The organism is Arthrobacter sp. fls2-241-R2A-200, from assembly GCF_030209745.1.
GTDB lineage: Bacteria > Actinomycetota > Actinomycetes > Actinomycetales > Micrococcaceae > Arthrobacter.
In genome coordinates this window covers 1-12,582 of sequence record NZ_JARVRJ010000013.1, presented here as the reverse complement: position 1 = coordinate 12,582, position 12,582 = coordinate 1, and the positions used below count along the sequence as shown (strand labels likewise).

Annotated in this window: 14 protein-coding genes; 13 read left to right on the top strand and 1 reads right to left on the bottom strand. The window is 61.2% G+C overall.

What is annotated here, in order from left to right; all coding sequences use genetic code 11:
- The 7 genes from QRN42_RS14750 to QRN42_RS14720 all read left to right on the top strand — a co-directional run.
- A partial coding sequence (locus tag QRN42_RS14750; protein WP_284979907.1) for an outer membrane protein assembly factor BamB family protein occupies positions 1 to 356 on the top strand: 356 nt, incomplete at its 5' end.
- Between the two features lie 70 nt (positions 357 to 426).
- Entirely contained in the window at positions 427 to 522 is a 96-nt protein-coding gene (gene pqqA / locus QRN42_RS14745; protein ID WP_284979906.1) for a pyrroloquinoline quinone precursor peptide PqqA, read from the top strand.
- Between the two features lie 158 nt (positions 523 to 680).
- The gene (gene katG, locus QRN42_RS14740; protein ID WP_284979905.1) at positions 681 to 2,912 is read left to right on the top strand and encodes a catalase/peroxidase HPI; all 2,232 of its coding nucleotides are present in this window, start codon (positions 681 to 683) and stop codon (positions 2,910 to 2,912) included.
- 218 nt (positions 2,913 to 3,130) lie between these two features.
- Positions 3,131 to 3,709, top strand: coding sequence for a 6-phospho-3-hexuloisomerase (gene hxlB / locus QRN42_RS14735; protein WP_284979908.1), 579 nt, complete (start codon positions 3,131 to 3,133; stop codon positions 3,707 to 3,709).
- Positions 3,710 to 3,764: 55 nt separating this feature from the next.
- A complete protein-coding gene (hxlA, locus tag QRN42_RS14730; RefSeq protein WP_284979904.1) occupies positions 3,765 to 4,388 on the top strand; it encodes a 3-hexulose-6-phosphate synthase in 624 nt (207 codons plus the stop codon).
- Positions 4,389 to 4,502: 114 nt separating this feature from the next.
- Complete coding sequence (locus QRN42_RS14725) at positions 4,503 to 4,748, top strand: hypothetical protein (RefSeq protein WP_284979902.1); 246 nt, start codon at positions 4,503 to 4,505, stop codon at positions 4,746 to 4,748.
- 69 nt (positions 4,749 to 4,817) lie between these two features.
- The gene (locus QRN42_RS14720; protein ID WP_284979901.1) at positions 4,818 to 5,027 is read left to right on the top strand and encodes a hypothetical protein; all 210 of its coding nucleotides are present in this window, start codon (positions 4,818 to 4,820) and stop codon (positions 5,025 to 5,027) included.
- Between the two features lie 20 nt (positions 5,028 to 5,047).
- On the opposite strand, the gene QRN42_RS14715 is transcribed toward QRN42_RS14720, so the two are convergent.
- The gene (locus tag QRN42_RS14715; RefSeq protein WP_284979900.1) at positions 5,048 to 6,316 is read right to left on the bottom strand and encodes a helix-turn-helix transcriptional regulator; all 1,269 of its coding nucleotides are present in this window, start codon (positions 6,314 to 6,316) and stop codon (positions 5,048 to 5,050) included.
- 204 nt (positions 6,317 to 6,520) lie between these two features.
- On the opposite strand from QRN42_RS14715, the gene tkt reads away from it, so the two are divergent.
- From tkt to QRN42_RS14685, 6 genes are read left to right on the top strand one after another with little or no spacing between them, the layout of a single operon-like run.
- On the top strand, positions 6,521 to 8,644 hold the full coding sequence (gene tkt, locus QRN42_RS14710; protein WP_502869510.1) for a transketolase: 2,124 nt from the start codon (positions 6,521 to 6,523) through the stop codon (positions 8,642 to 8,644).
- A 23-nt stretch (positions 8,645 to 8,667) separates the two neighbouring features.
- On the top strand, positions 8,668 to 9,786 hold the full coding sequence (gene tal / locus QRN42_RS14705; protein ID WP_284979898.1) for a transaldolase: 1,119 nt from the start codon (positions 8,668 to 8,670) through the stop codon (positions 9,784 to 9,786).
- 43 nt (positions 9,787 to 9,829) lie between these two features.
- Positions 9,830 to 10,525: a ribulose-phosphate 3-epimerase gene (gene rpe / locus QRN42_RS14700; RefSeq protein WP_284979897.1), complete on the top strand. Its 696-nt coding sequence runs from the start codon at positions 9,830 to 9,832 to the stop codon at positions 10,523 to 10,525.
- Positions 10,526 to 10,557: 32 nt separating this feature from the next.
- Positions 10,558 to 11,031, top strand: a complete 474-nt coding sequence (locus tag QRN42_RS14695) for a ribose-5-phosphate isomerase (protein WP_284979896.1) — start codon at positions 10,558 to 10,560, stop codon at positions 11,029 to 11,031.
- A 2-nt stretch (positions 11,032 to 11,033) separates the two neighbouring features.
- A complete protein-coding gene (gene fbaA, locus QRN42_RS14690) occupies positions 11,034 to 12,053 on the top strand; it encodes a class II fructose-bisphosphate aldolase (RefSeq protein WP_284979895.1) in 1,020 nt (339 codons plus the stop codon).
- 43 nt (positions 12,054 to 12,096) lie between these two features.
- Positions 12,097 to 12,426 carry a hypothetical protein gene (locus tag QRN42_RS14685; protein ID WP_284979894.1) on the top strand — a complete coding sequence of 110 codons (330 nt, stop codon included), beginning with the start codon at positions 12,097 to 12,099 and terminating at the stop codon, positions 12,424 to 12,426.
- Positions 12,427 to 12,582 lie beyond the last annotated feature (156 nt).

The window sequence follows — 12,582 nt, the reverse complement described above, 5'->3', positions numbered from 1 at the left end:
TGGACATCGATGACATGGCCGGGTCGGTGAGCGCGTTCGATACCTATGGTGAAGAGAAGTGGCGCTGGCGGATTGATTACCCCATGGCCGCGTCCGTGCTCGCCACGGCAGGGGACCTGGTCTTCGCCGGGACCCCGACCGGTGAGTTCGTGGCCCTGGACGCCCGGACCGGTGAGAAGCTCTGGGAATTCCAATGCGGCAGCGGACACCACAGCAGCTGCTCCACGTACAGCGTGAACGGCAAGCAGTACGTCGTCGTGCCCGTCGGTTGGGGCGGATGGCTCGAAGGGATCGTGCCCGGCCTCCTCGGTCAGGGCCACGGCAGCGCCGTGATCGCCTTCGCCCTCCCCAACTAACCCCGAAAACCCGGAAACCATAAACCCGGAAAACCGGAACCAGAACCAGAACCAGGAAGGACAAACACCAATGAACACCACCACACACCCGCAAAAGTGGGAAAAGCCCACCCTCGCTGAAATCCGCGTGTCCGCGAAAGTCACCGCGTACATCGCCACCAAATAACACCACCAACACCACAAAGGGGTGCCGGACCAACCCGGCCCGGCACCCCACCACCAACCAACACACTGGTCCGTTACGGTGAGCGCCGACCGGGACCGCTGGCCCGTCCAACCCTCGCCAGATATCGGGTCCTTCGAGGAACGCCTGAAGGAGCAGCCATGGCAGGGAACCCTGACGCTTATGTTGATCGTACCTACCACGAGACCGTGGACGCGCGCAGGGCGAAAGGCCCTCGGAAGTCAACGGAGAGCCCCAAACAACACAGCTGGTGGCCTGACAAACTCGACTTGACGTGTTTGGCGCGGCCGAGTGGGGCAGCCAACCCGTTAGGCGAGGATTTCAACTATGCCACCGAGTTCCTCTCCATCAACCTCGACGACTTGGCACACGATGTAGACGATGTCTTGACCACATCGCAGGACTGGTGGCCCGCCGACTTCGGCCACTATGGGCCGCTGATCCTGCGGATGGCGTGGCACAGCGCCGGCACCTACCGAGTGGATGATGGGCGGGGCGGAGCCTGCGCAGGTATGCAGCGTTTTGCGCCGCTGAACGGCTGGCCAGACAACCGGAACCTGGATAAGGCGCGCCGGCTCCTATGGCCGGTGAAGCAAAAGTACGGCAGCAAAATTTCCTGGGCCGACCTCATGATCTTCGCGGGGACCCGTGCCTTGGAATCGATGGGCTTTAAACCCTTCGGGTTCGGCGGTGGACGCCCGGAGGCATGGGAAGCTGACGACACCTATTGGGGTCCCGAAAACCGATGGTTCGCTGATGAACGGCACAGCGGCGTCCGGGATCTGCATAGGCCATACGGCGCCAGCGAGATGGGACTGATCTACGTGGATCCGCAGGGACCCGCGACTGTGCCGGACCCCATCGCGTCAGCTCGCGAAATTCGTCAGACATTCGCTCGAATGGCATTGAACGACGAGGAGACCGTCGCCCTCATTGCCGGCGGTCACACGTTCGGCAAATCTCATGGTGCAGCCGACCCGAATGCCAACCTCGGGGCTGAACCCGAGGGCGCGCCGCTTGAACAGGTCGGCCTCGGATGGGCCAATAGTTTTGGATCCGGCAAGGGCGCTGACGCCATCACTACCGGACTCGAGGGGATTTGGACGCCGACACCTATAACTTGGGACAACAGCTTCTTGGAGACCCTGTTCGCTTATGAGTGGGAAGTGGAATTAAGTCCTGCCGGGCTTTGGCAATGGGTTCCGTCCAACGAAGCCGGGGTGGGCACTGTCCCTGACGCTCACGACTCGTCCAAAACCCACGCTCCGAGGATGCTGACCACGGACATTGCCCTGCAGGAAGATCCAGAGTACGGGGTGATCGCGCGACGATTCTTGGAGCATCCCGAGCAATTGGCGGATGCGTTCGCGCGCGCCTGGTACAAACTCACGCACATCGACATGGGCCCGACCGCGCGTTATCTGGGCGCGCTCGTCCCGTCTGAAAGGCTGATTTGGCAGGATCCAGTGCCCGACGTCGATCATGAACTCGTCAACGACGGCGATGTTAGGGTGCTCAAAGGCTCGTTGCTTGAGTCGGGTCTCGGGCTTGACCAATTAGTGCTTACCGCGTGGGCCTCGGCTTCCACGTTCCGGAATAGCGATAAGCGCGGCGGGGCGAATGGCGCCCGCATTCGCCTTGAGCCGCAACGAAGCTGGGATGTCAATGATCCTGTTGCGCTGGAAAAGGCGCTGTCTACCCTTGAACAGATCCGCGACCGGTTCAATGAAGCACAACCCGGCGGGAGAAGGATCTCACTCGCTGACCTGATTGTGCTCGGCGGGTGCGCCGCTGTGGAACGGGCAGCCGCCGACGCCGGTCTCGTCATCGAGGTCCCCTTCCGGCCAGGGCGCACGGACGCGACCCAGGAATGGACCGACACCGAACGGTTCGGTGTGCTCGAACCAACCGCGGACCCCTTCCGCAGCTACGTTCGCAAAGGAAATTTGCCGCCGTCGGAGGTTCTCCTCATCGAACGGGCGTGCCAACTGACCCTGAGCGTTCCCCAGATGACAGTTTTGTTGGGCGGCCTGCGCGTGCTCGGTGCGAACTTTGACCGTTCCCCGCTAGGGGTGCTTACTCGGACACCTGGCCTGCTGACCAACGACTATTTCGTCAACCTACTCGACGTGGACACAGTTTGGACACCGAGACCGGGCGAGCCCGAAGCCGAGACGACCTACGAGGGCCACGCCCGGCATTCGGACGACATCAAATGGGTAGCAAGCCGCACCGACCTCATTTTTGCACACGACTCGGAGCTGCGTGCGGTTGCGGAGGTCTACGCAAGCAAGGGTGCTCATTGCAAGTTTGTCCGGGATTTCGTGTCCGCCTGGGACAAAGTCATGAACCTGGACCGGTTCGATCGATGAGGGTTCCGCCTGGCAAGGCGCCAATTGCGGGGCCCCGGTAGCCCGCAGCTAGCTGGAACAAGGTCCCAAGCACTCCTTAAGGGTAGTTAGAACCGTCAGAAAACAGTGTTACCCCTACCCATTCGTTTCGCCATGATGGGAATGAACCAAGAAGTAACCACGCGGCCCCACGGGCCTATCGAAGTGAGGACTCAATTGTGAATCCAACAGCAAGCGTGATGGGCGCAGCGCGCCCCACCACGGATGACATCGCACGGAATCTACGTCTCGTCAGGGATGAGATCGAGGGCACGGCAGCCAAAGTGGATGAAGAGCAGCTAGCAGCTGTTGCGAACCACCTCAGCCAGCCCGGCCGGGTTTTCGTGGCGGGAGCGGGTCGCAGCGGCCTGGTTTTGCGTATGGCCGCCATGCGGTTGATGCATTTGGGCTTGGACGTCTACATCGCGGGCGACACCACGACGCCTGCGATCACCTCAGGTGACCTACTGCTGGTGGCCTCCGGATCGGGGACAACCTCAGGAGTGGTCAAGTCAGCGGAGACTGCCGCCAAAACAGGGGCGCGCATAGCGGCGTACACCACCAACCCCGATTCACCGCTCGCTCAACTCGCCGACGCGGTGGTCATCATTCCTGCGGCCCAGAAGACCGATCACGGTTCGAACGTAAGCCGTCAGTACTCAGGGTCCCTCTTCGAACAGGTCCTTTTCCATGCCAGTGAGGCGGTCTTCCAGTCCCTTTGGGACACCACGGACGTACCCGCCGAGGAACTTTGGCTTAGGCACGCAAACCTCGAGTAGCCCTACCCCCGATTTTCACACCCATCGCAGTTCCCTATAGAAGGAAGAGAACATCATGAAGCTCCAAGTTGCCATGGACGTCCTGACTACCGAAGCGGCTTTGACGTTGGCCGGTCAGGTCGCGGAGTACGTTGACATCATTGAACTCGGCACGCCCTTGATCAAGGCCGCGGGGTTGTCCGCGGTGACCGCGGTCAAGGAAGCCCACCCGGACAAGATCGTGTTCGCGGACATGAAGACCATGGACGCCGGGGAGTTGGAGGCTGACATCGCCTTCACGGCAGGCGCCGACCTGGTCACCGTGCTCGGTACTGCCGATGATTCCACCATCGCCGGGGCCGTGAAGGCGGCCAAGGCCCATAACAAGGGCATCGTTGTGGACCTGATCGGGGTCGCGGATAAGGTGACCCGGGCCAAGGAAGCCCGTGCGCTGGGTGCGAAGTTCGTCGAGATGCACGCCGGGCTCGATGAGCAGGCCAAGCCCGGGTTCGATTTGAGCGGGCTGCTCCGGGCAGGGGCAGAGGCCCGTGTCCCGTTCTCGGTGGCCGGCGGAGTGAAGGTCGCTACCATCGGCGATGTCCAGCAAGCAGGGGCTGAAGTCGCAGTCGCCGGCGGCGCCATCTACGGCGCAACCGACCCCGCCCAGGCAGCCAAAGAACTCCGCTCCGCCATCATCTAGCTTCTACTCGAGGTGGCGTTCCCTTGCATTCGTAACCGCGGGGACGCCACCTCCGTAGTGCTGCCCGGAACATCGCCCGGTGACTGCAGGCACATTCGGCGGAAGGACTAAGACATGAATTATCACACCTTGGGACCGGCCGCAGGCAGTGGGCGATCCCGTGACCAACACCCCGTCTGCGACTGGGATTCCTTGGAGCGCGGAAACCGCGTTGAAGTCCGGTTCATAGACTCTTTTCCATATACGGCTTATGTTGATGAGCGCGACGACGACGGCCACCTCTTGTGGCTAATCGAGAACGGGACAGGCTCCCGCCGCTTATTTCTCCATGATGATCCGGTCACGCTGTATCTGATCTGAGACACATCGATCCCCGAAGTCACCTGGCTTTGGTCCATTGGGGTGCCCACCCTTGGGAAGGAAACTGTCATGGGTGGTCTGCGCGCTGAAAGTCTCGAAATCCTCGTTACCGACCCCGAACGACTCGATGAATTGCTCAACGGTGCAGAAGCTGCGCTCCGCAGGGTCCCCCAACGTGTTGCCGGCATCCTCGTGATCCGCCATGAGCCTGGCCGATTCACGGTCATGCTCAGCGACGAGGTTCCGTTCGGGGAGACGCGCGAGCAGATCCTATCTTGATCTCAACCCTGCCTTAGCCCCTATCGGAGTCCATGGCTGTGAGCCAGTGCGATTGCTTCGGTGCGCGAGCCGACGTCGAGCTTTTTGAAGAGGTTCCGAACATGGAACTTGACGGTGTTTTCGCTGATGTTGAGCGCGGAGGCGATGGCCCGGTTGCGCTGTCCGGCAGCGAGGTGCTGGAGTACTTCGAGTTCGCGTGCGGCAAGGTTCCAGCCCGCAACGTCGCCCGGCGGGCGTGCGGGTAGGTCCAGAGGCAGCGAGACGAAGATGTCCGCCCCCCAACCTGGCATAACGTCCAATCGAAGTTGGCCGGTGAGCGCCTTGACGCGGCGTTCCAAGCCGCTGATGCTCGGGGAGTCGGTGGTCAGTGTACCGCCGCCGTCGTCCCGGACGTTGATCAGGAGGTTTTCTCCGTCGCAGTCCCACTGAGTCCGGATCCTGCTGATGTCCGCTTGTTCCATCATGGCAAGAATCAGTCCTCGGACGATGGCTCGCGCCGCATGCGCCACTTCCCCCGGGAGGGCCCGTCCATTCAATGGCGGTTCGATGAACTGGACCTCGACCCCGCCGAATCGCGTAAGTGGCCGTAGGTCCTCCCGCAGGCGTTCAAACGCTTTCGCGACCGGCTCTTCGACGAGGTCGGTTGTGCGGTCGCTGAGGGTTCGAAGCCCGATGAGGGCCTTGCCAATGAGATCGATGGCTGTGCTCCGGGCCGTCGCATCGTCCAACGTGGAAGACCGCAGGGCGGCCACGAGCGTCTCCAGAGTGGTGGAATGCAACTCGGTCAACTCTGCGGTGACTCGAACGCGTTCGGCTGAAGCTGCCCGCGACTCCAGCAGGTACGACGGCGGCGCATCTGCCACCTTCTCTTGAATGCGACGGGCAGCAATGCGCCATAGATACGTCACCACATCCAACCCTTGGTCATTCGCCGAGCCCCCGGGGTGCGGATCCGTCAAGACCAGAAGGGCGTGACTAGAGGCATGTCTTAGTGCCAGTACAGGACGGGACTTGCCGGCGAGCTCAGCGTTCCCAAACCAAGGCACTTCATCCGAAAGGGTAGCCCGGAGGTTTTCGAGTTCCGGGATGGCAACCCTGGAGATGATCCCTTCGTCACCCGCTTTCTTCTGCGGACGCCCCGTGCAATCTTCCGTGAAGATGACCAAGGATGTGCTTCTCATATAGGGAAGTGCGGCGTCACGCAGGCGTTCAGCGATGTTTGCCAAGGGGGCGTCGGCTAGCGCTGCCACGCTTTGCAGCAGTGGCCACGGCAGGTCTGAGACTGTCATCGTTGCTTCCTTGCGGAGTGTCCAGGCGGAACCTCCGCCAGTCCTTTAGTGTAGTAAAAACTGTCAAAAAACAGTATTACCCCTGCCCGTTTGTTTCGCGAATATGGGAACAACAAGAAAGCCACTACGCGGTCGTTACTAGCTGATGACCGGATTGAAGGGGACTAAATCGTGAATCACTCAGCAAATGCGGCGGCCACTCTATTGGATTGTGAAACGGCGGCGCTTGAATGGACTACCCAGGACCAGCGAGCAGTGGACACAGTCAGGGTCCTGGCTGCGGATGCCGTGGAAAAGGTCGGAAATGGTCATCCTGGTACCGCGATGAGTTTGGCGCCGGCCGCATATTTGCTGTTCCAGAAGTTGATGCGCCATGATCCGCGTGATCCGGAGTGGATTGGACGTGACCGCTTCATTCTCTCTCCCGGTCACTCTTCATTGACCCTGTACATTCAGCTGTTCCTCTCCGGTTACGGTTTGGAGCTGAAGGACCTCGAGGCTCTACGTACCTGGGGTTCATTGACCCCGGGCCACCCCGAGTACGAGCACACTGCCGGTGTGGAGATCACTACGGGCCCGTTGGGCCAGGGATTGGCTTCTTCGGTGGGGTTCGCCTACTCGCAGCGGCGCATGCGGGGACTGTTCGACGCCGATGCTCCCGCTGGCGAGTCGCCGTTCGACCACACCATCTGGGTCATCGCCTCCGACGGCGATATCCAAGAGGGCGTTACCGCAGAAGCTTCCTCCTTGGCCGGGCACCAGGAGCTGGGCAACCTCGTGGTGGTCTACGACGAGAACCACATCTCCATCGAGGACGACACCGATATCGCGTTCACCGAGGACGTCCTCAAGCGCTACGAAGCCTATGGCTGGCACACCCAGCGCGTGGACTGGACCAAGACCGGCAATTACGTCGAAGACGTCCAGGAGCTCTACTCGGCATTGCAGGCGGCCAAGGCAGAGACCACCAAGCCCTCCATCATTTCCTTGCGGACCATCATTGGCTACCCGGCTCCCAAAAAGCAGAACACGGGCAAGATTCATGGTTCGGCACTGGGTGCCGAGGAAGTCGCAGCACTGAAGGCCGTGCTTGGGTTCGATCCGGCGAAGTCCTTTGACGTGGACCCCGAGGTTTTGGCGCACGCCCGCAAGGTGCTGGACCGTGGTGCGGCCGTGCGCGGCTCCTGGCAGGAAGCGTTCGAGGCGTGGCAATCGGCACATCCCGAGGGTGCTGCCTTATTGAAACGGATGGAGGAGAAGAAGCTTCCTGCCACCCTCGCCTCCGCGCTCCCGGTCTTCGAGGAGGGCAAGGACATGTCCACCCGTGCGGCGTCCGGCAAGGTCCTGAACGCCATCGGTCCTGTCCTTCCCGAGCTTTGGGGCGGTTCGGCTGACCTTGCCGAGTCGAACAACACCACTATCGAGGGCTCGCCGTCGTTCATTCCTGCCTCGCGGTCCACCGCAGCCTGGAAGGGAAACCCCTACGGGCGGGTGCTCCATTTCGGGATCCGTGAGCATGCTGCTGCGTCGATCGTGAACGGCATTTCGCTGCACGGCCGTACCCGGGCTTTCTCCGGTACGTTCTTGATTTTCAGTGATTACCAGAAGCCCGCTATCCGGCTTTCTGCCCTGATGGGTGTTCCTTCAATCTACGTTTGGTCCCACGACTCCATTGGTTTGGGTGAAGACGGACCAACCCACCAGCCGGTGGAGCAGCTCTCCACGTTGCGTGCCATCCCCGGCCTGGATGTTGTGCGCCCCGGTGACGCCAACGAGGTAGGCATCGCGTGGCAAACCATACTGGAGAACCACGAGAACCCGGCCGGTATCGTTCTGACCCGCCAGAACATCCCGACTTACGCACGCGGTAACAGTGCAGCAACCGGTGACACGTTCGCTTCCCCGGCCGGGGTGGCCAGGGGCGGCTACGTCTTGGCCGAGGCTTCCAAGGACGGGTCCACGGTCCCCGCTCAGGTTCTGTTGATCGCGACCGGCTCCGAAGTGCAGCTCGCTGTCCAGGCCCGTGAGGCACTGCAAGCCGAAGGCATCGCCACCCGTGTTGTGTCCATGCCCTGTGTTGAGTGGTTCAACAAGCAGGATGAGGCTTACCGGGAGTTCGTGCTGCCGAAATCCGTGAAAGCCCGCGTCTCCGTTGAAGCCGGGCTGGCGCTGGGCTGGCGCGAATTCGTCGGTGACGCTGGTCGCTCTGTCTCCCTCGAACATTTCGGCGCTTCCGCGGACTACAAACGCTTGTTCGAGGAGTTCGGCATCACCAAGGAAGCAGTCACCGCCGCTGCGAAGGAATCGCTCGCAGGCCTGACGGCCTGATACCTCATCACAGGAGAAAACAGATGTCTACTACACCCACCCAACACCTCTCTGAGGCCGGCGTTTCAATCTGGTTGGACGACCTTTCCCGGGAACGGCTTTCCAGCGGCAGCCTGCAGAAGCTCATCGACGAGAAGAACGTCGTTGGGGTGACCACCAACCCGTCCATCTTCCAAGCCGCGATCACCTCCGGCACCGCTTACGATGCTGCTATCGCCGCTCAAGCGGCTCGTGGGGCCAGCGTTGAAGAGACGATCTTTGAAATCACGACGACCGACGTCGCTGACGCTTGCGATTTGTTCGCGCGGGTCGCTGCAGGTACGAACGGTGTCGATGGACGTGTGTCCATCGAGGTTGATCCCCGCCTGGCTTGGGATACCGAAGGCACGATCGCTGAGGCTAAGCAACTCCACAAGAAGGTTGACAAGGACAACGTCCTGATCAAAATCCCGGCAACCATTGAAGGCTTGGCCGCGATCACGGCCACTTTGGCTGAGGGCATCAGCGTTAACGTGACCTTGATCTTCTCCCTGGAGCGCTACCGGGCAGTTATCAATGCCTTTCAGACCGGTCTGGAGCAGGCCAAGGAAAACGGCCACGATCTCTCCACCATCCACTCCGTGGCTTCCTTCTTTGTCTCCCGGGTCGACACCGAAATCGACAAGCGCTTGGACGCCATCGGCACCAAGGAGGCCACGGCCTTTAAGGGCAAAGCAGGCCTGGCGAATGCGCGTCTCGCATACGAGGTCTACGAGGAACTTTTCTCCACCGAACGGTGGGCGGTCCTGGCTGGTGCAGGCGCCCGCCCCCAGCGCCCGTTGTGGGCGTCCACCGGAGTGAAAGACCCCGCCTACCCGGACACCCTGTACGTCACCGGACTTGTGGCCGCTGACGTCGTGAACACCATGCCCGAAAAAACGCTCGACGCGGTGTTCGATCACGGCCAGAGCACTGGTGACACCATCACCGGTACCTACGACGAATCGAACGACGTGCTCGACACCCTGGAAGGCCTCGGAATCTCATACAACGAGGTCGTTGCACTTCTGGAGACCGAGGGGCTGAAGAAATTCGTGGACAGCTGGAAGGAACTACTCGACGACGTCGACAGCGCCCTTACTGCTGCCCGGAAGCCATCCTGAGCTGGAGCGCACCCATTTCCGCCATCTACGAAAGGTACACGCCATGGCATCCGCACCCTTGAAGTGCTGCATCAATCCCAGTATCCTCTCGGCCGACTTCGTCAACCTTGAGGCCGAGTTGGCCCGCATTAGCAACGCAGATGCGGTGCACGTCGATGTCATGGACAACCACTTCGTGCCTAATCTAACTATCGGCCTGCCTGTGGTGGAACGCCTGCAAAAGGTCACTCCTGTCCCCTTGGACGCCCACCTGATGATCTCCGACGTCGACCGCTGGGCTCCGCAGTTCGCCGACGCCGGCGTGAGTTCCGTGACTTTCCACGTGGAAGCCTCGGATGCTCCCATCAAGCTCGCCCGCGAGCTCCGTGCCAGGGGAGCGAAGGCAGGGATGGCCCTGCGCCCGGCGACCCCCGTGGAACCATATCTGGACATGCTTTCCGAAGTGGACATGCTTTTGATCATGACCGTGGAGCCCGGCTTCGGCGGTCAAGCATTCCTGGATGTCATGCTGCCAAAGATCCGCCGTGCCCGTGCCGCAATAGACGGCTCAGGAGTGGACGTCGCTATCCAAGTAGACGGCGGCATCACGGAAGAAACCATCACTCGGGCAGCTGAGGCAGGGGCCAACGTTTTTGTGGCCGGGTCAGCCGTCTACGGCAAACCGAGCCCCGCTGCTGCCATCGAGTCGCTGCGCACTAACGGTCAACTCGCTTTCACTCCCGCCGCGGCAACCCAATAACACCGTGCCCCGACCAATCCGAAAGATCTCTCATGCGCGTTCATATAGCAACAGACCATGCCGGTATGGAACTCAGCTCCCACCTCGTTACCGAGCTCTCGGACAGCGGTTATGAGGTGGTGGACCACGGACCGACCACTTACGACGCCGAGGACGACTACCCCTCCTTCTGCATCAAGGCGGCAACCGCCGTCGTTAGTGACCAAGCCGCAGGCGTAGACGCCCTGGGTATCGTGCTAGGCGGCTCGGGCAACGGTGAGCAGATCGCGGCAAATAAAGTCAAGGGCGTGCGCGCGGCGTTGGCCTGGAACCTGGACACCGCGGTGCTGGCCCGTCAGCACAATGACGCCAACGTCGTCGCAGTGGGAGGCCGCCAGCACACCGTTGGCGAGGCCACTGAGTTGATCAAGGCATTCCTCTCTGAACCATTCACCCACGCCGAACGGCACGAACGCCGCATCGGCCAAATCGCCACCTACGAGACCAGCGGGAAGATTGATCAGTAGCTATGCCCATTGCAACCCCTGAGATTTACTCCGAGATGATTGACCGTGCGAAGGCTGGCGGATTCGCTTTCCCCGCGGTCAACGTGACGTCGTCGCAGACTCTGAATGCTGCGATCCGCGGTTTCGCTGAGGCCGAGTCCGATGGCATTATCCAGGTTTCCACTGGTGGTGCCGCGTATTGGTCCGGCGCTTCGGTCAAGGACATGGTGGTCGGTTCGCTGGGTTTCGCCGCGTTCGCCCGCGAGGTGGCGAAGAGTTACAACGTGAACATCGCCCTGCACACGGACCACTGCCCGCAGGACAAGCTGGCAGACTTCGTTCTTCCCCTGCTCGCCGCTTCCGAGGAAGCGGTGAAGGCCGGTAAGGACCCGATCTTCAACTCGCACATGTGGGACGGTTCGCACGAGACCCTTTCGGAGAACCTGCGCATCGGCCGCGAACTGCTGGAGCGCGCAGCTGCCGCGAAGATCATCCTCGAGGTCGAAATCGGCACCGTCGGTGGCGAGGAAGACGGTGTTGAGAACGAAATCAACGAGAAGCTCTACACCACCACCGAAGACGCCCTCGCCACGATCGAGGCCCTCGGTGCGGGCGAAAACGGCCGCTACCTCACCGCCCTGACGTTCGGTAATGTGCACGGTGTGTACAAGCCGGGCGGCGTGAAGCTCCGCCCGGAGCTGCTCAAGCAGATCCAGTCCGAGGCTGGTGCGAAGATCGGCAAGGAAAACCCGTTCGACCTCGTGTTCCACGGCGGTTCGGGCTCCTCTGAGCAGGAAATCGCTGACGCTGTTTCCTATGGTGTGATCAAGATGAACATCGACACTGACACCCAGTACGCGTTCACCCGCCCGGTGGCGGGCCACATGTTCTCCAACTACGACGGCGTCCTGAAGATCGACGGCGAAATGGGCAACAAGAAGACTTACGATCCCCGCGTTTGGGGCGCTTCCGCCGAAGCCGGCATGGCCGCGCGCATCGTCGAAGCAGCACAGCAGCTCGGCTCAGTAGGCAAGACCTTCTAACGCAGCATCATCGGGGCTGGAGGATGAATTCGTGAGGAGACTTGTGGCTAGGCCGACGAAGCAGTCGCAATCATTCGATATTAAGCTCGGGTTCGTCCAACGGTTTGTTGCGGGGGAGACCCCCGCGGATCTCGCAGCGGAAGCCGATATCTCAATCGAGGTGCTGCAGTCCTGGGTGGGAGCGTACCGGCGCGCTGGCACCGCTGCACTAGGCAACGCTGATGCGTTACGCGACAGCCCTTGGAAGTTCGAGGTCCCGTCCCCAGCGTTGTTGTCCGAGTTGGAGCGTTTGCGGCGCGAAAATGAGCAGTTGCGTGCCGAAGTGGAGTACTTGGGGCAATTGCGGGCTTTGAGGACTCAAGAACAACTGTGAAGACTACGGCCTCCCATGCCACACCACGGGTGAATGCAGCACTCGCTCAACCAGGGTCCGAACCGCGGGGCTGAACCGAAGGTCACCCGAAGAGCGCTGCTGCTTCGTCGTAGCGGTGTTGGGGGACTGTTTTGAGTTTGCCGAGGGCTTCTTCGA